This window comes from Yersinia vastinensis (genome assembly GCF_044905075.1).
GTDB lineage: Bacteria > Pseudomonadota > Gammaproteobacteria > Enterobacterales > Enterobacteriaceae > Yersinia > Yersinia vastinensis.
In genome coordinates, this window is the sequence record NZ_CP173260.1 from 1180775 (window position 1) to 1202789 (window position 22015).

Here is a 22015-nt window from a genome sequence, read left to right on the forward strand (position 1 = left end):
TAATTTTCAGTTATATGAATATTTAGACATTCGTCTGAATATCTCATCGTGGCAATATTAAAGCAGGATATATGAGATCTAAATCACGTTCTACCACATTTAAAAACAATAAGCAGACGGATTTTTTATAGCAGAGATGAAAAGGGAGCCTTATATGCTCCCTTTGACAAAGTAAATAAATTCAATACTTAAATAACTTTATGTGGGCCAAAGCACTCGTAATGAATTCGCTCAGCAGCCACACCTTGTGCCAATAACTGGCGAGCAGCAAATTGCATAAAGCCCAATGGACCACAAAGGTAATAATGTCTGTTGGGATCTGCTGCCAACCACTGATGTGAGCTCAGATCCATCAACCCTTTGCTGTGATAGCTTTCACCCTGAATATCTTGCGCTTCAGGTTCGCGATACCACACATGGCGGCTAAGGTTCGGCATGTTTTCTGCAATAGTGGAAACTTCATCGGCAAATGCATGAACTCGCCCATTTTCAGCCGCATGCAACCAATGTACTGGCGCAGAATGCTGTTGATTATGCAGTGTATTTAGCATCGCTAACATTGGTGTCTGGCCCACACCTGCGGAAATCAAGGCCACCGGCGTAGCTGATGAAATATCTAAGAAGAAGTCGCCACGCGGAGGAGCAACACGGACGGTGTCACCTTCATCCAACTTTTGGTGCAGATAGTTAGAAACCGTTCCCTGTTCCTCACGTTTCACTGCAATGCGGTATGTTTTCCCGTTTGGCGCGGCAGTCAGAGAATATTGGCGGATTTCCTGATATTCAAGTTGCTCATCTTCAATATAGATACCCAAATATTGGCCGGGTTTGAAATCCAGAACTCGTCCACCGTCTTCGGGCGCTAATACAAAACTGCAAATAATCTCACTTTGCATCTCTTTTTGGATGATGCGGAAACGACGTAAGGTGCGCCAACCCCCGGTACTGGTTTCGCCCTGCTCGTAAATCTGGCTTTCCCGTGTAATAAAAACATCCGCCAGTACACCATAGGCTTTAGCCCAAGCATCTAAAACTTCTTGGCCTGGGGAGAACATTTCATCCAGCGTGCTTATTAAATGGTGACCAACGATAGAGTAATGCTCCGGTTGAATATTCAGGCTGGTATGTTTTTGGGCGATTCGTTCAACGGCGGGGAGTAAGGCGGCCAGATTCTCAAGATTTGCCGCATAGGCGCAAATGGCATTAAACAGGGCTTCGCGCTGATCGCCATTGAACTGGTTGCTCATATTGAAAATATGCTTCAGTTCAGGGTTGTGCTCGAACATACGATCATAGAAATGTGCTGTCAGTTTCGGCCCAGTGGCGGCAAGCAGTGGGATGGTAGATTGAACAGTCGCGATGGTTTGTTGGTCCAGCATGTGGCGCTCCTTAACTATTTTCTCCCCTTCATCATCGGCAACGACAACGTTAATGACTGGGGGTTATAAGATACAAATCAATACATGTATTTTGAATGCATCTTATAGAGCGCAGCCTAACTTGTAAATGCACATTGCGCTTATAGGGGATTACATCGTCGTATCAATTCACAGAATATGAAAAAATCACATAATGAATATGAGGATATTTCCGTTGCTTTGGATGAACTCTGAACAGGTCAAAGCCTTACGCAGCCTAGAGCCAATCGTTTGCGTAAAAACCTCTGTCAAGACCTATCTTAACGGGGGGGAAACAGTTTACACTGTGTGGCAGAACCCAAATGTTAGCTAAGTCAGGAGAGCCGGATGTTAAAGCGTGAAATGAACATTGCCGATTATGATGCAGATCTATGGCGTGCAATGGAGCAAGAAGTGGTGCGCCAGGAAGAGCACATCGAACTGATTGCCTCTGAGAACTATACCAGCCCGCGTGTTATGCAGGCGCAAGGTTCTCAGTTAACAAACAAATATGCTGAAGGCTATCCGGGCAAGCGTTATTACGGTGGCTGTGAGTATGTCGACATCGTTGAGCAGCTGGCAATTGACCGTGCTAAAGAGTTGTTTGGCGCTGATTATGCGAACGTTCAGCCACACTCCGGTTCTCAGGCGAACGTAGCCGTTTACTCTGCTTTGCTGCAACCCGGTGATACCGTTCTGGGTATGAACTTGGCGCACGGCGGTCACTTGACCCACGGCTCTCCGGTTAACTTCTCCGGTAAACTGTACAATATCGTGCCTTACGGCATCGATGAGTCTGGCAAGATTGACTATGAAGACATGGCGCGTCAGGCCGAAATTCATAAACCAAAAATGATCATCGGCGGCTTCTCTGCTTATTCCGGTATCGTTGATTGGGCAAAAATGCGCGAAATTGCTGATAGCATCGGCGCATGGTTCTTTGTGGACATGGCTCACGTAGCCGGTCTGGTGGCTGCTGGTGTTTACCCTAACCCAGTTCCACATGCACACATCGTGACGACGACCACGCATAAAACATTGGCTGGCCCACGTGGCGGCTTGATTTTGGCGAAAGGCGGTGACGAAGAGCTGTATAAGAAACTGAACTCCTCTGTGTTCCCTGCGAACCAAGGTGGCCCATTGATGCATGTTATTGCTGGTAAAGCAGTCGCATTGAAAGAAGCAATGGAACCTGAGTTCAAAGTTTATCAGCAGCAAGTGGCGAAGAACGCAAAAGCCATGGTGGCGGTATTCTTGGAACGCGGCTACAAAGTCGTTTCCGGCGGGACGGATAACCATCTGTTCTTGCTTGATTTGGTTGATAAAAATATCACGGGTAAAGATGCCGATGCAGCCTTAGGTCGCGCCAACATTACCGTGAATAAAAACAGCGTACCTAACGACCCGAAAAGTCCGTTTGTGACTTCTGGCGTACGTATTGGTAGCCCGGCCATCACCCGCCGTGGTTTCAAAGAAGAAGAATCTCGCGAGCTGGCTGGCTGGATGTGTGATGTGCTGGATAACATCAACGACGAAGCAACTATCGAGCGTATCAAACAGAAAGTTCTGGCTATTTGCGCTCGCTTCCCGGTCTACGCTTAATATTGTTAGAATGATTTGTTCCTAAAAAAGCCCGCAGATGCGGGTTTTTTTATGCCTACCTGACGGATGAATGGTGTTGGTTTATCATGCAAAGATGGCTGCATAACTTGTCAGTATTGTGCTATTTACCCGCTTTAAATGTGAACTTCGTACCAAACTCGATGTTTACATGATTACAACGTTGCTAGCAGGCGAGGCCTCTGTCACAGTAACTGGCTGACCTCGGAGGGATTCATGGTATTGCAATCAACACGCTGGCTGTCGCTCAGCTATTTCACCTATTTCTTTTCTTATGGCATTTTCCTGCCTTTTTGGGGCATCTGGTTGCAAGGGGAAGGGATACCACCTGAAACTATTGGTATTTTGCTGGGCGCCGGATTAATTTCCCGTTTTCTCGGCAGCCTAATTATTGCTCCGAGTGTTAAAGACCCCTCCTATTTGGTGACGGCCATCCGTATCTTGGCCTTGCTGACATTGGCTTTTGCTGTTGGTTTTTGGTTTGGCAATGGCTGGGCCTGGTTGATGGTGATTATTGCTGGCTTTAACCTGTTTTTTGGCCCATTAGTGCCATTGACTGATGCGCTGGCAGCCACTTGGCAAAAACAGATAACCATGGATTACGGTAAAGTCCGGTTGTGGGGGTCACTTGCTTTCGTGATTGGCTCTGCGCTGACGGGGAAACTGGTCTCTGTTTGGGGCCATCCGGCCATTCTTTACAGCTTACTTTTCGGTGTGTCCGCTATGTTGTTGGGAGCATTGCTGAAGCCAAGCGTGATGCCACAGGGGGAAATTAAGCACCGTGATGTTGCAGCGACTCGCTGGAAAGAATTGCTGTCTGAGCCGCAAGTCTGGCGTTTTTTACTCTGCGTCACTTTATTGCAGGGCGCACATGCGGGTTATTACAGTTTTAGCTCTATTTACTGGAAAGACGCGGGCTACTCCGCCGCCACCATCGGTTATTTATGGTCGTTAGGCGTTGTGGCCGAGATTTTGGTCTTTGCCTTCAGTAATGTTCTTTTCCGCCGCTGGACTGCCCGCAGCCTGTTACTGCTTTCCGCCATCAGTGGCATTATTCGTTGGAGCCTGATGGCCTCAACAACTGAGTTGCCATGGCTTATTTTGATTCAAATCCTGCATTGTGGTTCGTTCACCGTTTGCCATTTGGCCGCAATGCGCTTTATTGCTGCCCGACGAGGGCCGGATGTTATCCGCTTGCAGTCGGTTTACTCTGCTCTGGCGATGGGGGGAGGGATTGCGGTGATGACGGTTATTTCAGGTTTCCTGTTTGAGCATTATCAGGGCGGAGTATTCTGGGTCATGGCATTGATTGTTATCCCCGCGCTGTTTATCCGACCGCGAGTCGTTGCGACACCCGAGGATCTCGCCAGCTAGGGTAACGCCAATAAATGGCGTAATTGTTCATGTTGTTGTGTTGTCAGCGGTAATAATACCTGAATCAGCGGAGGGGTTGATTCAGGTTGCTGCACGGCGTATGGAGTTAGTACCACGGCAGTCCCTGCAGGGGCGCCGGATTGCAAATACGTCTCATAGGGCAAGTATTTAATGTGCAACGGCAAGAGTGTCAACTCACGAATCTGTTGCTCGACTTGCTCTTCCAATGCCGGGTTATTCCGCGTCAGCAATAAAATCTGCTTTTCCTGTAATGCATTCTCCTGCATTAACCAGGCACCAAAACTGATTGCAATCAGGCCAACTTCATCAACCGAGAATTGAATCTGGTATTCCTGCTCAAAATCTGCCAAAGCTTGTTGGGTGGTGCGCAGTAGCCGAGGGTATTTACGGATGACTTCTTCCAGTAATGAATTATCAATGCCGATATTGAAATAACAGCGTTCAATTGCGGGAGCCAGATGAGCAAAAAGCTGGTTCATCAACATATCATTACGGCCTAAAGTCATACCGGAAAGCTGTTGAAAACGCGTGACTAACTGGTCGATAGCCTTGATCAATCGCGAATCTTCCGCTGATTGAGTACTGTGATAACTGTGTGCCTTAATCATTGTTAGCATCAGAATGAGTACATCCCGCTCAATGGTATCGAGGGGGTTACCTAACAACGGATTAAATGAATGAAATAAATTGTCTGCTGCAGTTAATGCTGGCTTGCGGGTTAGCCACTGGCGCTGAGGGGGCGTCAGTTCAGGGAGAACTTGCTGGCGGTTTTCCCAAGCGCAATAGGCCAAATACAGTTGCAAAAACTGACGATCTTTCTCATTGAGTTGGCGATTAAGAAAAGGTTCACATTGGCTGATAATATGGGGCAAATCCTCAGATATCAGAGGGTTACTCCATGATAAAGCATCATATAAACTGGGGGCAAAATAGTGCTCAACAAACTGAGGACAATAGCGTAGCCCACGGCGCAGCCAATGGATAAAGCAGAGCCTTTTGTCGAGCCGGCTACCCTGAATCAAACAGTGGTTATCGCTATTGAGCTGCAAATGGTAGAAACGCTGGATTTCATTGGCAACCTCGGCTATATCTTGCCGGGTAGTTGGCAGTTCGACGCCATTAAATTGGCTGATCGTGTCCAGTTTTACTGTGCATGCAGGCATAAATAGCATCAGTAACATATGACAACGGCGTTGTTGACCGGATAGTGGTTGATCAAGTAACTGGGGCACAGTAGACGTGTCCAAGCGCATATAACCTTCTGTGATGGATTCTGTTGTTATTCATCATTATTAAGCATAGCAAAAGAGATTCTATTCGGTTTACTGAAGTCAGAGGCTTTTACATCGACTTACAACTTACATCACAGTTATCGCGGAATTTCCAAGGATTGATTCACGTATGTTATGTTATAACACGTCATCTGTCATTAAACGGCTGATAGCCATGCTGTTCGCTGGCGGTGCTTTGATTTATAGCCAGTTAGTAGAGGCTCATCCGCATAGCTTTATCGATATGGATGCGACTTTCATCAGTGAAAAAGAGACGCTGGTGGGAATAAAAATGGTATGGACGATGGATGAAATGACGTCTGCAGATCTGCTGTATGACGCAGAAAATGCCAAAAGTGATTCTGAAATCTGGAAAAAACTGGCGGCCGAAGTTATGGCCAACGTGCTTGGACAACATTATTTCACCGATATTTACCGGGATGGTCATCCGGTGAAATATAAAAATTTGCCGACAGAATATCATCTGTCCCGTAAGGGCCATCAGGCTGTATTGACGTTTGTTTTGCCATTGGCGGAACCGCAACCCTTAGTCGGAAAGCCTTTTATTATCTCGACATACGATCCTACCTACTTTGTGGATATGACATATGCCGAAGATAAAGCGGTCAGGTTATCGGCCGAAATGGAGAAAAACTGTAAATTAACCCTATTTACACCAAATCCGAATGCTTCATTACAGGCTTATGCGCTGTCATTGGATAAGAGTGATTCACCAGGAGAAGATATGGAACTTGGGAAACAATTTGCACAGCGGGTCACAGTGCAATGTCAGTAGGGATCTCTGCGGTTTCACGGCCTCGGCACTGGTTAGTTAATTTATGGCCATTGTTGCTATTTTTGGTGTTCTTGGCCGGCGGCGGTTATGTTGCATGGCTCTATTGGCCGGAGTTGCTGTTCAAGACTGTAGTTTGGCAAAAAAGCATGCATCAGCAGATGGCACAGTTACTACAACAAGTTAAAGTTAATCCGCATCAGACAGGGTTAGCGTTAATGGTGTTTAGCCTGATTTATGGTGTGCTGCATGCGATGGGGCCAGGGCATGGAAAAGTGGTGATCGTGACCTATTTAGCGACTCATCCTGCCCAGTTAAAAAGCAGTTTAAAGCTCACTTTTGCTGCATCAGTACTGCAAGGCGGGGTGGCGATTCTGCTGGTGACGGTGCTATTGGGTATATTGCGACTTTCCTCTCGCTATTTACACCAAAGCAGCTTCTGGTTGGAAAAAGGCAGCTTTCTGCTGGTTATCGCGCTGGGGATTTTGTTGTGCTTGCGAGCGATAAAGCGGCTTTATCTACAGATAAAAAGATTAAAACCGCAAAAAATGAATATCCAGCAAATACAGCCTTTGAGTGCAGATCATGTTCACAGTGATAACTGCGGCTGTGGGCATCGCCATATGCCGAGCACCCAAGAGCTACAAGCGGGGGATGATTGGCGCACCCGTCTGGCGATTATTCTGGCAATGGGAATGCGGCCTTGTTCTGGCGCAATTATGGTGCTGTTATTTTCCAAGGTGCTTGGTGTTTACTGGTGGGGAATTTTGTCAGCCATCGCCATGGCAATAGGAACATCATTAACTATTTCGTTATTAGCCCTGTTCGTCCACTATGCACGGCGGCTGGCGGTGCGCTTAAGCCGTGATAGGGCACCTGCGGCCTGGGGGGCAATAGCATGGGGCACATTGGCTCTCACTGGCGGCATTATCTTGCTGTTTGCCGGGATACTGCTTTATTTCTCGAGTCAGCCGGACTTCATCGGTGGCATTCGGCCCTTTGGGCGCTAAATTTCCCCAACAAAAAAGCCAGTCGGTTGACCCTGACTGGCTTTTGATTTGAAACTATTATTCGCGTGGAATTAACGTTTCAATGCATCACTGAGTTCATCTCTTATTTCGCTAAGGATGGTTTTTACAACGCGTGGGTTACCGGCAACAATATTTCCTGAGCTGAAATGGTTATGGCCACCAACGAAGTCAGTCACGATACCACCAGACTCACGCACTAACAGCTCGCCCCCAGCAAAATCCCAAGGTTTTAAACCGATCTCGAAGAAACCATCTACGCGACCTGCTGCCACATAGGCTAGATCCAGTGCCGCAGAACCGGTGCGGCGGAAATCTGCACATTGTTCAAACAGTTTGCCCACGACACGAATGTAAGCTGGTGCGTGTTGTTTAACTTTGAATGGGAAGCCGGTTGCCAGAATAGTGCCGTCTAAATCTTTCGCGTTGGTACCACGCAGACGATAACCATTTAACTGAGCGCCTTGACCGCGAGTCGCCGTAAACAGTTCGTTACGCATTGGGTCATAAACAACGGCAACTTCAGTACGGCCTTTGATGCGTACTGCAATAGAAACAGCGAAATGAGGAAGACGTTTGATGAAGTTAGTAGTGCCATCCAGTGGATCAATAACCCATTGTACATCTTTGTCTTCGCCTTCTAACTCACCGCACTCTTCACCAATAATGGTATGTTTCGGGTAAGATTTACGGATAATCTCAACGATTAGGCGCTCTGCTTCACGATCAACGTTAGTAACAAAGTCATTACTGCCTTTTTGGCTCGCTTCGACAGCGTCCGGGGTTTCATAATTTTTGGCAATCAGGTTACCGGCCTTACGCGCAGCGCGTATGGCGATAGTCAGCATCGGATGCATGGGTATCTTCCACTAGGATGTTAAAGAACGAGAAACGGCGCATAGTATAGCAGGGGATCTGATAAATGCCTATGTCTGTGTTAAGATATGGCGATTCCCCGTTATCTTTAGAGTTTGTATGTTACACAATATTCGTATCGTTTTGGTTGAGACCTCACACACCGGCAATATGGGTTCAACAGCCAGGGCCATGAAAACAATGGGATTAACCAATTTGTATCTGGTCAATCCTTTGGTAAAACCGGATTCTCAAGCGATTGCGCTCTCCGCTGGTGCCAGTGATGTGATTGGCAATGCCACTATTGTTGAGACCTTAGATGAAGCGTTGGCAGGATGCAGCTTGGTGGTTGGCACCAGCGCTCGTTCTCGCACGTTGCCTTGGCCGATGCTAGAGCCGCGTGAATGCGGTGTTCGCAGTGCACGCGAAGCAGAGCATGCTCCTGTTGCGCTAGTGTTTGGCCGTGAACGCGTGGGCCTCACTAACGAGGAGCTGCAAAAATGCCATTATCACGTAGCTATCCCGGCAAACCCAGAATACAGCTCATTGAATCTGGCGATGGCAGTACAAATATTAGCCTATGAAGTTCGGGTGGCATTCCTTGATCGCCAGCAAGCCGCAGCACCGAGAGTAGAAGAAGAGGAAGCACCTTATCCACTCGTGGATGATCTGGAGCGTTTCTATCTGCATCTGGAGCAAGTTTTATCCCACACTGGTTTTATCCGTCAGGCACATCCGGGCCAGATTATGAGTAAATTGCGCCGTCTGTTTACACGTGCACGACCAGAGGCACAGGAGCTTAATATCCTGCGTGGGATGCTGACATCCATTGAAAAACAAGATAAATACCCACAGCGTGGCACAGATACCAACGCGCAAAACGACAAAAAATAATGCTTTATATCAATTGGTTATTATGAAAACTAATTGATATTGTTGAAAATGGAATCAGTCAATAATACTTGAGTGAATCACTAGGTTAAATAGTTGACTAAAACACTCAAGAATGTCAGAATTCTGGCTTGTTTTCACCAACAGGTAACTTTAGCTATGAGACTGACTTCCAAAGGCCGTTATGCCGTGACCGCCATGCTTGATGTGGCATTACATTCCCAGGACGGGCCAGTTCCTCTGGCAGATATTTCTGAGCGTCAGGGGATTTCATTATCCTACTTGGAACAGCTTTTTTCACGGTTACGCAAAAATGGCTTAGTTGCCAGCGTTCGTGGTCCAGGTGGCGGTTACCTGCTGGGTAAAGATGCATCAGCAATCGCGGTCGGTGCAGTGATCACCGCCGTTGACGAATCTGTCGATGCTACCCGCTGTCAGGGTAAAGAAGGGTGTCAAGGTGGCGATCGTTGCCTGACTCATACCTTATGGCGTGATTTGAGCGAGCGTATTAGCAGCTTCCTTAACAACATCACGTTGGCAGAACTGGTTAATAACCAAGATATTCTTGAGGTTGCGGATCGTCAAAATAACGATACGCGCCGTACGGCTAATGGCCGACCGCAAGAGACGATTAACGTCAATCTGCGCGCATAAGCAGAATCTGCGGAATTTTACGTTTTGGAAGTGATGTACGGAGCATAAGAGCAATGACCGAATCAAAAGTAAAGACACCGATCTATCTGGATTATGCAGCAACGACCCCGGTAGATCCTCGTGTCGCTGAAAAAATGATGCAGTATATGACGATGGACGGTATCTTCGGTAACCCTGCCTCTCGTTCTCATAAGTTCGGCTGGCAAGCAGAAGAAGCTGTTGATATTGCACGTAATCAGATTGCTGAATTAGTGGGGGCTGACCCTCGCGAAATCGTTTTCACCTCTGGTGCAACTGAGTCTGATAACCTCGCTATTAAAGGTGCGGCCAACTTCTATCAGAAGAAAGGCAAGCACATCATCACCTGTAAGACCGAACATAAAGCAGTGCTGGATACCTGTCGCCAATTGGAGCGTGAAGGCTTCGAAGTGACTTATCTGGCACCATTGTCTAACGGTATTATCAACCTGAAAGACTTAGAAGCTGCAATGCGTGAAGACACCATTCTGGTTTCCATCATGCATGTGAATAATGAAATCGGTGTGGTTCAGGATATCGCTGAAATTGGCGAAATGTGCCGCAGTCGCGGGATCATTTTCCACGTCGATGCGACTCAAAGTGTTGGTAAATTACCGATTGACCTGAGCAAACTGAAAGTCGATTTAATGTCTTTCTCTGCCCACAAAGTCTATGGTCCGATGGGGATTGGCGCACTCTATGTTCGCCGCAAACCTCGTATCCGCATTGAAGCACAGCAGCATGGTGGTGGTCATGAGCGCGGCATGCGTTCTGGTACTTTGCCAGTACACCAGATTGTTGGTATGGGTGAAGCATACCGTATCGCCAAAGAAGAAATGGCAAGCGAAGCAGCACGCCTGCGTACACTGCGTGATCGTCTGTGGAACGGTTTTAAAGATATTGAAGAAGTTTACCTGAATGGCGATTTGGAGAATGGCGCACCCGGCATTCTTAACGTCAGCTTCAACTATGTTGAAGGTGAATCGCTCATTATGGCACTGAAAGATCTGGCAGTTTCATCCGGTTCTGCCTGTACCTCCGCGAGTCTGGAACCTTCTTATGTGTTGCGTGCATTAGGGATGAACGACGAACTGGCTCACAGTTCAATCCGTTTTTCGCTGGGGCGTTTCACCACAGAAGAAGAGATCGACTACGCCATTGCGCTGGTACGTAAATCCATTGGCCGTCTGCGTGACTTATCACCATTGTGGGATATGTTCAAACAGGGCGTGGATATCAGCAGCATTGAATGGTCTCACCATTAATTCCAGACTTTAAGAATCAGGAGCAATCACATGGCTTACAGTGAAAAAGTAATCGATCATTACGAAAACCCACGCAACGTTGGATCATTCGACAACGAAGATCCTACCATCGGCAGTGGCATGGTTGGCGCACCTGCTTGTGGTGACGTTATGAAATTGCAGATCAAAGTCAACGACGCTGGCATCATCGAAGATGCGCGTTTTAAGACTTATGGTTGCGGCTCTGCTATTGCTTCCAGCTCGCTGGTAACTGAATGGATGAAGGGCAAGTCTCTCGATCAAGCTGAAGCAATCAAAAATACTCAGATTGCTGAAGAGCTAGAGTTACCGCCAGTCAAAATTCACTGCTCGATTCTGGCTGAAGATGCCATTAAAGCAGCTATCGCCGACTACAAAAGCAAACATACTGCTAAGTAGTTGTAGAATAGGTTATTAATGAATAGCTTGCCCGTATGGTGTTATGACTTATATGGGCGGCTTCCAAGAGTTGAGGAAGGTGTATGTCGATATCAATCAGCGACAGTGCTGCACAACGGGTCAGCGCCTTTTTAAATCACCGTGGTAAGGGTTTGGGTCTGCGCTTGGGCGTCAGAACCTCAGGCTGTTCCGGTATGGCATATGTCCTGGAATTTGTTGATGAAATGAACGATGACGATATCGTTTTTGAAGACAAAGGCGTGAAAGTGATCATCGACGGCAAAAGCATGGTCTATCTTGACGGGACTGAATTGGATTTCGTCAAAGAAGGGCTAAACGAAGGCTTTAAGTTCAACAATCCGAACGTCTCAAGCGAGTGCGGATGTGGCGAAAGCTTTAACGTCTGACTGCTGTTTTTGCCCCTATCTCAGGCACTTGATGCCGAATACAGCTCTCTTGACTAACAGAGAGCTGTTTATATCTCAGCTCAGTCATCACGACAACTCCCAGAGCATGCTATGGATTATTTTACATTATTCGGGCTGCCAGCTCAGTATCTGATTAACGGCAACCAACTCACTGCCCGTTATCAAGAATTGCAGCGCCAATTTCATCCTGATCGCTTTGCAAACCAGCCTGAACGAGAACGTTTGGCCTCTTTGCAGCAAGCGGCAACCATCAATGATGCCTATCAAACCCTCAAGCATCCATTAAAACGGGCTGAGTATATGCTATCTTTGCAGGGTTTTGATTTGAGCAACGAACAGCACACGATGCGTGATACTGCGTTTCTGATGGAGCAATTGGAACTGCGGGAAGAGCTTGATGCTATCGAACGTAAACCCGATGCCGAGGAACAGCTCGCGGCTTTCAGTCGTCGCCTTGCCCTGATGACGAAAACACGCAGTCAGCAGATGATCGAACAGCTAGGTAAGCAACAGTGGGAACTGGCGGCTGATACAGTCCGAAAATTACGTTTTTTGGATAAATTACAGCAGCAGGTCGAGCAATTGGAAGATCGTTTGTTTGACGATTTCTCCTGAGTACCTGATTGATAAAAATAAATAACATTCAATCTATTGATTACTATAATGCCCGACTAATTCTTATTAGAGCGATATCGCCAAATAGATTTTACTTTTTAGACTCATGATTGATGGAAGCTCAACATGGCCTTATTACAAATTAGTGAGCCTGGTTTAACTGCTGCGCCGCACCAACGTCGGTTGGCCGCAGGAATAGATTTAGGTACCACCAACTCATTGGTTGCCACAGTGCGCAGCGGTAAAGCGCAAACGCTGGCAGATGAACAGCAGCGGGATCTTTTACCGTCAGTGGTTCATTATCAACCCAATGGCATTGACGTCGGTTGGAATGCGCGTAATTTTGCGGCTCTGGATCCGGTCAATACTATCAGCTCAGTCAAACGTATGATGGGTCGCTCTTTGGCGGATATCGTACAGCGCTACCCCAACCTGCCTTATCAATTTCAACCGAGTGAAAATGGCTTACCAATGATCCAGACGGCTGCCGGATTGGTCAATCCGGTGCAGGTGTCTGCGGATATTCTCAAAGCTTTGGCACTGCGGGCACAGGCGACGTTGGAAGGGGAGTTGGACGGCGTCGTGATCACTGTTCCTGCCTATTTTGATGATGCTCAACGTCAGGGCACAAAAGATGCTGCCCGTTTAGCGGGGCTGCATGTATTACGTTTGCTTAATGAGCCGACAGCGGCCGCCATCGCTTATGGCTTAGATTCAGGTCAGGAAGGGGTGATTGCCGTTTATGATTTGGGTGGCGGGACATTTGACATTTCTATCCTGCGCCTGAGCCGTGGTGTGTTTGAAGTGCTGGCAACCGGTGGTGACTCGGCGTTGGGCGGTGATGATTTCGACCATTTATTGGCAGACTGGTTGCGTGAGCAAGCCGGTATTGATTCTCGTGATGACCATGGGATCCAACGGCAATTACTTGATGCGGCAATTGCTGCCAAAATTGCGTTAAGTGAGGCTGATACGGCTGAAGTTTCTGTCGCGGGCTGGCAAGGGGAAATTACCCGTGCGCAGTTTGAATCCCTGATTGCTTCATTAATTAAACGTACTTTAATGGCCTGCCGTCGAGCCTTAAAAGATGCTGGCGTTAGTGCTGATGAAGTGCTGGAAGTGGTAATGGTTGGCGGCTCGACTCGTGTTCCTTTGGTGCGCGAGCAAGTTGGGCAATTCTTTGGCCGCACGCCACTGACCTCGATTGACCCTGATAAAGTGGTCGCCATTGGTGCAGCTATTCAGGCTGACATTCTGGTTGGGAATAAACCTGACAGTGACATGTTGCTGCTTGACGTTATCCCGCTGTCATTAGGGCTAGAAACTATGGGCGGCTTGGTGGAAAAGGTCATTCCACGCAATACCACTATTCCCGTAGCTCGCGCACAAGAGTTCACCACCTTTAAAGATGGTCAGAGTGCGATGAGTATCCACGTGCTGCAAGGTGAGCGTGAGTTGGTGCAAGATTGCCGCTCTTTAGCCCGCTTTACGCTACGGGGGCTGCCGCCACTGCCTGCCGGAGGCGCACATATTCGCGTCACTTTCCAGGTGGATGCAGACGGCTTATTGAGTGTTACAGCGATGGAGAAATCCACTGGCGTTGAAGCCTCGATTCAGGTGAAGCCCTCTTATGGGCTGTCTGATGATGAAATTGCCAATATGATTAAAGATTCGATGGCAAATGCGCAAAGTGATATTGGCGCGCGCAAGTTGGCGGAACAACAAGTTGAAGCCTCTCGTGTGCTAGAGAGTTTACAAGGCGCATTGGCCGCAGACGCAGCATTACTCAGTGAGCAAGAAAGTACCGCTATCGCTCAGGCAATGGCGGCATTACAGCAGCAGATGCAGGGCACTGACCCGCACGCCATCGAAGCTGCGATAAAAGCGTTAGATGCACAAACGCAAGATTTTGCCGCGCGCCGGATGGATGCTTCTATTCGCCGCGCTTTGGCTGGCCATTCAGTGGATGAGGTTTAATCATGCCTAAAATAGTATTTCTGCCCCATAAAGACCTTTGCCCGGATGGCGCAGTGCTGGAAGCAACCCAAGGTGAAACGATATTGGACGTTGCCTTACGTAATGGAATTGACATCGAGCACGCCTGCGAGAAATCCTGCGCTTGTACTACCTGTCACTGTATCGTGCGAGAAGGATTTGATTCTCTGCCTGAAAGCAGTGAACTGGAAGATGACATGCTGGATAAAGCTTGGGGTCTGGAGCCAGAAAGCCGCTTGAGTTGTCAGGCCAAGGTGACTGACGAAGATCTGGTGGTTGAGATCCCGCGTTATACCATTAACCATGCAAGAGAGCATTGATATGAGCTTAACGTGGCAAGACACTCGCGCAATTGGCGAAGCCCTTTATGATCAATTCCCGGATACGGATCCCAAGACTGTACGTTTTACCGATATGCATCAATGGATTTGTGATCTGGAAGATTTTGATGACTCTCCGCAGGGGTCAAATGAAAAGATACTGGAAGCGATTTTGCTCGTTTGGTTAGATGAATTTGAATGACTCCACTTGTCATCTTCTTCGTTGCAGGTGTGCTGGTTGCGCTCGCGCACCTGCACCCGAATCACATACCGCCTTCCTGCATCTTGAAATCTATTGAGTGAAAATTGGGTCGCGTTAGCGGCCCTTTTTTGTACCTGATCTGATACCTTAGAGTTACGTCCCGCTAAGACGGGTATTTTACAGCAAGATGGGTAACCGCCGCAGTCAATATAGACTTGCGTATAAGCAGCTGAATAACAGCAAAAAATAATAATGAAGAGGTAGTTCATGACAACAGAAATGATGCAAGTCTCCCTATCCCATAATCCGGCTGATGTCCGTTGGGGCGAGAAAGCGCTGCTCAGTACTGATGCTGAGGGGATGACCATTCACTTGATCGGCAATGGTAAATTAGGCGCGATTCAACGTGCCGCCCGTAAAATTGATGGGCAAGGTATCAAACAAGTTAAACTGGCCGGAGAGGGCTGGGGGCTGGAGGAGAGTTGGGCATTCTGGCAAGGGTTCCGTGGGCCAAAAGGTCAGCGCAGCGTGGAGTGGGCAGAACTGCCAGAGAACGAAAAAACCGAGCTGGAACACCGGCTGAAAATTATTGACTGGGTGCGCAATACGATTAACGCTCCCGCAGAAGATTTAGGGCCAGAACAACTGGCTAAAAATGCGATTGATCTGCTGTGTGCGGTGTCTTGTGATGCCGTCAGCTACCGTATAACTAAAGGTGAAGACCTGCGCGAGCAGGGCTATGCGGGGATCTATACGGTTGGTCGTGGATCTGATCGCGCGCCGGTATTATTGGCGCTGGACTACAACCCAACCGGGAATCCTGATGCACCAGTAATGGCTTGCTTGGTCGGTAAAGGAATCACTTTTGATTCCGGGGGATATAGCCTGAAACAAAGTGCATTTATGGATTCCATGAAGTCTGACATGGGGGGCGCGGCGACAGTGACCGGTGCATTGGCATTGGCGGCAGCCCGTGGGTTGAAAGAGCGAGTGAAACTGTACTTGTGTTGTGCCGACAATATGGTGAGCGGCAATGCCTTTAAACTGGGCGATATTATTCGTTATCGCAATGGTAAGACAGTTGAAATCATGAATACCGATGCAGAAGGGCGCTTGGTATTGGCTGATGGCCTGATTGATGCTGCGGAACAGAATGCTCCGCTGATTATTGATGCTGCCACCTTAACGGGTGCTGCGAAAACGGCATTGGGCAATGATTATCATGCGCTGTTCAGCTTTGATGATGAACTGGCGCAAGAGCTATTAAGCAGTGCGAAAACCGAGCACGAACCTTTCTGGCGCTTACCACTGGCAGAATTCCATCGTAGCCAATTGCCCTCCAATTTTGCTGAATTGAACAACGTGGCGGGGGCGGCTTACAGCGCTGGTGCCAGCACTGCGGCTGCTTTCTTGTCGCATTTCGTGAAAAATTATCAGCAAGGTTGGTTGCACATTGACTGTTCTGCGACTTACCGTAAAGGTGCGGTTGAACAATGGTCCGCCGGTGCGACGGGTTTAGGTGTGCGCACCATTGCTAACTTGCTATTAGCAAAAGCAAAACAGTAATTTTAGTCATTTAAAATGTCGTTTGGGGCGCGTTAGCGTCCCTTTGTTTGATTGTTTTCTGGAGCAGAGTATGAGTTTGCCGCAACCCCCTGTTGATGATAGCCATGACCATCATCACCACGATGATAGTGATCAAAGCCTGGAATCTCTGTTAAAACTGGCGGCGACCGAGTCCATTCATCGCACTGCCTTTTTCCGTGCATTATTAGATGCGACGGTGTTAGTGCTGGTCGACGATTCGCAACAACACGGCGAAGAGGGTGAAATGACCTTTACGGCAGGCAACGGGGTGAATATTCTGCATTGGGAAAAACAGGATGGTGAATCTGTCATCCCGTTCTTCACCTCGGTTGAGGTACTCCAGCAGGCACTGGATATTGCCGAAGACCAGCAGATTGACAGTGAAAAACAGCCTTTTATTGCCATGCCAGTGCGGGTGTTATTTGAAATGACACAAGGCGCACACCTGTTCTTGAATCCAAAATCGGAGCACGGTAAAGAGTTCTGGCCGCAAGAAGTGGCGATGTTACTGGAAAATGGTGGTCTGGCCCAACCGGCTGAAATGGTGGTGGATAAAGAGAGCCAGATTCTGTTGGGGCAACCAGAAGAATATCCAGCAGCAATGGTTGATGCCTTGATCCAGCTATTTAGTCAGCGTAAACCTGTACGGCGCGCTTTCTTGGCGCTGATGCACGATAAAAGCGTCGATGAAAAGCCTAACTTATTGGTCGGGTTGGAGGTTGATGGTTCTGATGATGAAATTGACCAACTGATTCAAGAAGCCGGTAATGTAGCCAGTGATCATGCGCCAGATGATGGGCCAGTAGATTTTTGCGTGGTGAATGAGAAAGAACGTGGCGTTAGTCACTATTTGATGACTCACACTCAAGCATTTTACCAGCGCAGATGGGGCAGTTGGCTCAGAAATGTTATTCCGTCGACCAATCACTAGTCTGTAAATTCTTATATCTGTGAATTCTTATAATAGAAAAGGGAGCCTATATTGGCTCCCTTTTGCTATTTACTACATTTATGAGACCTAATTATCATTGCTACATGAATAACTTATTGTGCAGCTTAGAAAGTGTAAGCAACCCCAAGATTAATGGTCATTGGTGTCTCAACTTTTTTACCTTTAGATAAAGCAACTTCAGAGTTGATTGACAAGTTGCGTGTCAGGTTCACATTGAGACCCACCGCAGCATTGGCGCGGGAGCCTTTCTGGCTATTATCAAACTTCTCATTGTTAATTATCACATCATTACGCGCACTAATATCATGAGCCCATGATAAAGAGCTGTATGGTGCAATCTCGACACCGCTGTTCAACACAAAGCGATAACCGGTATTGAGGCCCAGTGTCCCAGTCGTGGTACGCGAACCTTGGTTCTCAATCTCCATTCCGTTAGACAGTTTTTGCTTGCTCTTACCTGCGGTAAAGCTGCTCAGGCCAACATAAGGGGAAATATACATTGCATCTACATTGATATGTTTACCGGCTTTAACCGCCAGCCCCAGACCAGAGAAGTTAGTTGTGCCGCTCGCGTTGTTCCCTTTTGATGTGACACTCAGATTCTGTTTAAACTGGTTAGTTTTTAACACAGTATTAAAGTAATAACCTTCGCTTGCCTGATATTGAGCGTAAGCCCCCAGAGAGTTACTTTCTACACTCCCGCTGCTTTGGTAGTCAGATTTAATATTTGAGCTACTGCGGCTGGCGAAACCACCGAGACTTAGTACACCATTGCCCAATTCAATGGCTTTATCACCACCAAAAGTTAACCCATTCAGTTTCTGATTGAAATTAGCAGCAGTGCCTTTCACCTGATAGTTGTTGTTCAGATAAGTGACCCAAACACCACTTTCATTGGCCGCCGTGCTTTGTTTATTCAGACGGTTTTGAATGGAGCTGAGTTCGGCATCAAAGATGACTGGCGTGGTATTCGCCACCGCTAAAGCACCAGCAGAACCCGGTGTCAGTACCTCTTTATTGGCAACCAGTTTATAGCCGCCGTTTGCATCGCTGACCAGAGTGTGTTGATAGCTACCTAAGTCTACCGGCCCGTTGGCCAACTTAACATTGGCACGATTATCACCTTGAACATCCATCACATTCAGGTTGGTTGGTACAACACCGCTGTTGTTAATCTGGATGTCAAAAGTCCCCTCAGCATTACCGGTGACTTGCAGTGGGGCGCTGCTGTGGTTATTCAGGGTCGAACCTAAATTAAAGTGACCTTTGCCAGCCAAGGACGCCATGGTTAACTGCGCATTAGACTGGCTCATATCAACAGTACCGCCAGCCAGTTTCACATCTTTAAAGGCAAACTGTGTAGGCTTGCCGTTGTGACCCGCAAAAGCCGCACGGGCATTCATTCGGGCAGCGACGGGGGTCGGATTAAGCAACACCATATTCCCCGCTAAACTCAAGTCTGCGTTGTTGGTCGTTGCGCCGTTATACACATGAATGATGCTATCTTTAGCTGCTTTAATGTTGCCACTGACTTTTGCCGTTTTTTCAAAAGTCGTTACCCCACCGTTCAACGAAGTCGCGCCCATTAATGTACCGGCAATTAAGGCTTCGCCGCTCTCAACCATCAACTTATGTGCTTGAGCACGTGCCATCAGGTTAAATTTACCGCCCGCGATGCGAGTATTTTCGGCTTCTGCGTTAGCATTAACCGTGAAAGTACCGTCATGGATATAGGTATCTTTTGTTTTAGCGTTTTCCAGCAGTGTAAATTGAGCGCCATCATAGAGTTTTGTATCATTAGCCGTTGCACCAGCGTTCAACTCCAGCTCAGAAGAATGCAACTGTGTGTTAGTCGCTGTTGCACCTGATTCGATAGTCAATACACCGCCTTCGTGTACTTTGGTATCAGTCGCATTGGCACCGGACTGAAGAATCAGTTCCGCAGTGTCACCTACCAGATTGGTGTCATTGATACTGGCACCATCATTAACTGTCATTTCTCCATCAGTAACGTAGGATAAAGTGGCTGAAGAGCCTTGCTCAAGGGTAAATTTCCCGTCGTTATTTACGTGAGTTCCGCTGGTTTTAGCTTTCGCTTTGAGTGTGAAATGAGCGTCTTTATGTACTTGGGTGTTATCCGCCGTTGCACCTTCAACCAAATCCAGTGTTGTGCTAATTAGCGTGGTGTTTTTCGCCGTTGCCCCCGCGGCGATAGTCAATGTGCCGCCATTAATTTGGGTATTTTGGGCCAGAGCGCCTTTGTGCAACGCTACCTCGCCACCCGTGCTGTGCAGGTTATGAATCTCTGCGTATTCACCTACAACGGCTTTGCCCCCTTCAGAGATTTTCGCATCAAAGGAGTCAGCGATATGGATTGTGTCTTTCACCCCGGCTGTTCCTGCTACTTTTTCACCTTTCAGTATCAGTGCGCCGCCATCGTGGATGATGGTGTTGAAATCGGTACCGCCGTTGTTATTCAGGGTGCCTTTGTTAACCTCGGTGTGATGAGCTTGTGCGCCAATGGCTAAGTTGATAATGCCATCTTCGGTGATGGCGCTGTTTAGGATTTTGCCTTTATCAGCCACATTCTGTGTACCACCGGCAACGTTGGTATTGACTGCAACAGTATCGGCAGCAACGTCTTGTTGAAGATTTTTGGCAATAGTTTGCTCAAAAGCGGGCACATCAGCAGTAGGATTAGCCAATGAGCTTAATTGAGTCACTGCACTTGTCGCAGTTGTCAGTTCGGCAGTTTTAGTTTGCAGCTTAGAGGCCGCATCTGCTCTAGCCGTTTGAGTCTGGGTATATTCAGCATCTTGTGCTGTAACGGCAGCCGTTGCGGTAGTGTGTTTATCGCTAGCCTCTTGAGCTTCTTGCTCTGCATCTTTAGCCTCTTTGATGGCTTTTAGGGCTATTTCGGCTTTATCTTTTTCCGTGCCGTTAGCATTAATGAGTGTCTCTAGTTCTATTTCGATATCGGGAGTACTAGCACTCCAATTAGAATTTACAGCTTTAATGGCCTTTTCTTTTTCGGTGTTGAGAGTGCTTGATTTTTTTTCAGCTTCAGTTTTGCTTGCTTCAGTTTTTATTGTTTCTCTTTTAAGCATAACTAATGCAATTTGAGCGTTCACTTTCTTCCTGATGGCTTTAACCTCATCTTCTTTAGCTTCGTCCCGAACTGTCTTAGCCACAGCTTGTGCATTCAGTTTTTCATACTTATCTTTCACGTTCTGTTTGAGTTTTTCAGCCTGTTCAGCAGTGAGGACTTTCTGAGCGACAAAACTCTGCAACTTATCGAACATATTATATTCGGCTTGTTGCTGTTGTTTGATGCCTTCTACTTTTTGTGCCACGGTGGGGGGTAGCGCTGACATATCGTTAGCTAACGCAGCACCGACCAGTGACTGGATTTCTTCAGCCGTGAATTGACCTGCAGCAGAATGCGAAGTGATAGAGTTAGTGACTGTATTTTTTAGCTCTTTATTAAGATTATCCAAATTGCCTTGATTTTGATCTTCAGTATAAGCAACGACGGCTTCAAGGAACTGAATCTTGCTCTCAAAAGATGCTTTAATTTTGATTAGCTCTTTATCATTAGCTTGGGGCGGAATAGGTAGACTTTGCAGTCTTGCAATTTCTTCATCCAGACTTTTTTTTAAATCAGTAAGATCTTGTTTAGCCTGATTCTTCATTTCCTCCGTAACAGGTTGATTGGCAGGAAACATAGATTCTATTAAGGAAACGGGGTGAGTCTTATTGCCCGTAATTTGAGAATTACTAATAACTTGAAAACTACCACCATTTGCGACGCGTTGAAAGTCACCTGTTGGTGTTGTGTGCGCAGCCATTGCCCCGCCAGAAACCAGTGATGAAATAAGAATAGAGAGCGGTAATAGACGCGTATTTAATGTATTGCGATGATTCATTGCTTTATAAATCCTATTTATAGGGAAGTATCATAAAATAAATATTGGTATTTTTAATGATGTAAAAACTTTGCGGAATATAACCAAGGGCTGGGCGGGTTGCTATTTATTAAAAGATTAAATTCAAGTGATATATTTATTTTTTATTTATACTTATCTATCTAGTTGTTTTTAAATGATTTGAAAGGTGTTTTTATATGAAAATAGACTGAAAAAAAATAAATTAAATTTTTTTTTAAAAAAATTAAACAGAAAGATTGGTCTTTGTCTTAATGGATTAAAGATGAATTTCGTTGAGGTTTTATTGTGTTCATGATGTTTATTTTTAATAAAAATGAGAATGCATCTTAGAAAATAAATCCAGATTTTCCTTATCTATAATCCCG

19 protein-coding genes are annotated in these 22015 nt (G+C 46.9%); 15 read left to right on the top strand and 4 right to left on the bottom strand.

Translation table 11 applies throughout. The features are described from left to right. Nucleotides 1-188: 188 nt before the first annotated feature. A complete protein-coding gene (gene hmpA / locus ACIOG0_RS05435; RefSeq protein ID WP_050100794.1) occupies nucleotides 189-1379 on the bottom strand; it encodes an NO-inducible flavohemoprotein in 1191 nt (396 codons plus the stop codon). Nucleotides 1380-1745: 366 nt separating this feature from the next. On the opposite strand from hmpA, the gene glyA reads away from it, so the two are divergent. Continuing rightward, nucleotides 1746-2999, top strand: a complete 1254-nt coding sequence (gene glyA, locus ACIOG0_RS05440; protein ID WP_050100792.1) for a serine hydroxymethyltransferase — start codon at nucleotides 1746-1748, stop codon at nucleotides 2997-2999. 234 nt (nucleotides 3000-3233) lie between these two features. Next, nucleotides 3234-4391, top strand: a complete 1158-nt coding sequence (locus ACIOG0_RS05445; protein WP_050100791.1) for a 3-phenylpropionate MFS transporter — start codon at nucleotides 3234-3236, stop codon at nucleotides 4389-4391. On the opposite strand, the gene csiE is transcribed toward ACIOG0_RS05445, so the two are convergent. After that, the gene (gene csiE, locus ACIOG0_RS05450) at nucleotides 4388-5665 is read right to left on the bottom strand and encodes a stationary phase inducible protein CsiE (RefSeq protein WP_050100789.1); all 1278 of its coding nucleotides are present in this window, start codon (nucleotides 5663-5665) and stop codon (nucleotides 4388-4390) included. The genes ACIOG0_RS05445 and csiE overlap by 4 nt on opposite strands. Before the next feature lie 148 nt (nucleotides 5666-5813). Here csiE and ACIOG0_RS05455 point away from each other — a divergent pair, with 148 nt between their 5' ends. Continuing rightward, complete coding sequence (locus ACIOG0_RS05455) at nucleotides 5814-6479, top strand: DUF1007 family protein (RefSeq protein ID WP_050100788.1); 666 nt, start codon at nucleotides 5814-5816, stop codon at nucleotides 6477-6479. Further along, nucleotides 6470-7486, top strand: coding sequence for a nickel/cobalt transporter (locus ACIOG0_RS05460; RefSeq protein ID WP_050100786.1), 1017 nt, complete (start codon nucleotides 6470-6472; stop codon nucleotides 7484-7486). The genes ACIOG0_RS05455 and ACIOG0_RS05460 overlap by 10 nt, the downstream gene beginning before the upstream one ends. Before the next feature lie 71 nt (nucleotides 7487-7557). Here the strand turns inward: ACIOG0_RS05460 and suhB are convergent, their stop codons facing one another. After that, nucleotides 7558-8361, bottom strand: coding sequence for an inositol-1-monophosphatase (suhB, locus tag ACIOG0_RS05465; protein ID WP_050100784.1), 804 nt, complete (start codon nucleotides 8359-8361; stop codon nucleotides 7558-7560). Nucleotides 8362-8479: 118 nt separating this feature from the next. Here suhB and trmJ point away from each other — a divergent pair, with 118 nt between their 5' ends. The 11 genes from trmJ to sseB all read left to right on the top strand — a co-directional run bounded on the left by trmJ (nucleotide 8480) and on the right by sseB (nucleotide 17682). After that, complete coding sequence (gene trmJ / locus ACIOG0_RS05470) at nucleotides 8480-9253, top strand: tRNA (cytosine(32)/uridine(32)-2'-O)-methyltransferase TrmJ (RefSeq protein WP_050100782.1); 774 nt, start codon at nucleotides 8480-8482, stop codon at nucleotides 9251-9253. 156 nt (nucleotides 9254-9409) lie between these two features. Next, nucleotides 9410-9904 (top strand): Fe-S cluster assembly transcriptional regulator IscR, encoded by a 495-nt coding sequence (gene iscR / locus ACIOG0_RS05475; RefSeq protein ID WP_004707916.1) that lies wholly within the window; start codon nucleotides 9410-9412, stop codon nucleotides 9902-9904. 53 nt (nucleotides 9905-9957) lie between these two features. Continuing rightward, nucleotides 9958-11187 carry an IscS subfamily cysteine desulfurase gene (locus ACIOG0_RS05480; RefSeq protein ID WP_050100780.1) on the top strand — a complete coding sequence of 410 codons (1230 nt, stop codon included), beginning with the start codon at nucleotides 9958-9960 and terminating at the stop codon, nucleotides 11185-11187. A 30-nt stretch (nucleotides 11188-11217) separates the two neighbouring features. Further along, the gene (gene iscU, locus ACIOG0_RS05485; RefSeq protein ID WP_042548040.1) at nucleotides 11218-11604 is read left to right on the top strand and encodes a Fe-S cluster assembly scaffold IscU; all 387 of its coding nucleotides are present in this window, start codon (nucleotides 11218-11220) and stop codon (nucleotides 11602-11604) included. A gap of 83 nt (nucleotides 11605-11687) precedes the next feature. Further along, complete coding sequence (iscA, locus tag ACIOG0_RS05490; RefSeq protein ID WP_004707910.1) at nucleotides 11688-12011, top strand: iron-sulfur cluster assembly protein IscA; 324 nt, start codon at nucleotides 11688-11690, stop codon at nucleotides 12009-12011. A 111-nt stretch (nucleotides 12012-12122) separates the two neighbouring features. Continuing rightward, complete coding sequence (gene hscB / locus ACIOG0_RS05495) at nucleotides 12123-12647, top strand: co-chaperone HscB (RefSeq protein ID WP_050100778.1); 525 nt, start codon at nucleotides 12123-12125, stop codon at nucleotides 12645-12647. Between the two features lie 126 nt (nucleotides 12648-12773). Then, nucleotides 12774-14624, top strand: a complete 1851-nt coding sequence (gene hscA, locus ACIOG0_RS05500) for a Fe-S protein assembly chaperone HscA (RefSeq protein WP_050100776.1) — start codon at nucleotides 12774-12776, stop codon at nucleotides 14622-14624. A gap of 2 nt (nucleotides 14625-14626) precedes the next feature. Further along, nucleotides 14627-14962 carry an ISC system 2Fe-2S type ferredoxin gene (gene fdx, locus ACIOG0_RS05505; RefSeq protein ID WP_050100774.1) on the top strand — a complete coding sequence of 112 codons (336 nt, stop codon included), beginning with the start codon at nucleotides 14627-14629 and terminating at the stop codon, nucleotides 14960-14962. Nucleotide 14963: 1 nt separating this feature from the next. Then, nucleotides 14964-15164 carry a Fe-S cluster assembly protein IscX gene (gene iscX, locus ACIOG0_RS05510; protein ID WP_050100773.1) on the top strand — a complete coding sequence of 67 codons (201 nt, stop codon included), beginning with the start codon at nucleotides 14964-14966 and terminating at the stop codon, nucleotides 15162-15164. Between the two features lie 267 nt (nucleotides 15165-15431). Continuing rightward, complete coding sequence (pepB, locus tag ACIOG0_RS05515) at nucleotides 15432-16730, top strand: aminopeptidase PepB (protein ID WP_050140670.1); 1299 nt, start codon at nucleotides 15432-15434, stop codon at nucleotides 16728-16730. Nucleotides 16731-16800: 70 nt separating this feature from the next. Next, nucleotides 16801-17682, top strand: a complete 882-nt coding sequence (gene sseB, locus ACIOG0_RS05520; RefSeq protein WP_050100770.1) for an enhanced serine sensitivity protein SseB — start codon at nucleotides 16801-16803, stop codon at nucleotides 17680-17682. 125 nt (nucleotides 17683-17807) lie between these two features. Here the strand turns inward: sseB and ACIOG0_RS05525 are convergent, their stop codons facing one another. Continuing rightward, entirely contained in the window at nucleotides 17808-21629 is a 3822-nt protein-coding gene (locus ACIOG0_RS05525) for an autotransporter outer membrane beta-barrel domain-containing protein (protein ID WP_128451379.1), read from the bottom strand. Nucleotides 21630-22015: the final 386 nt, after the last annotated feature.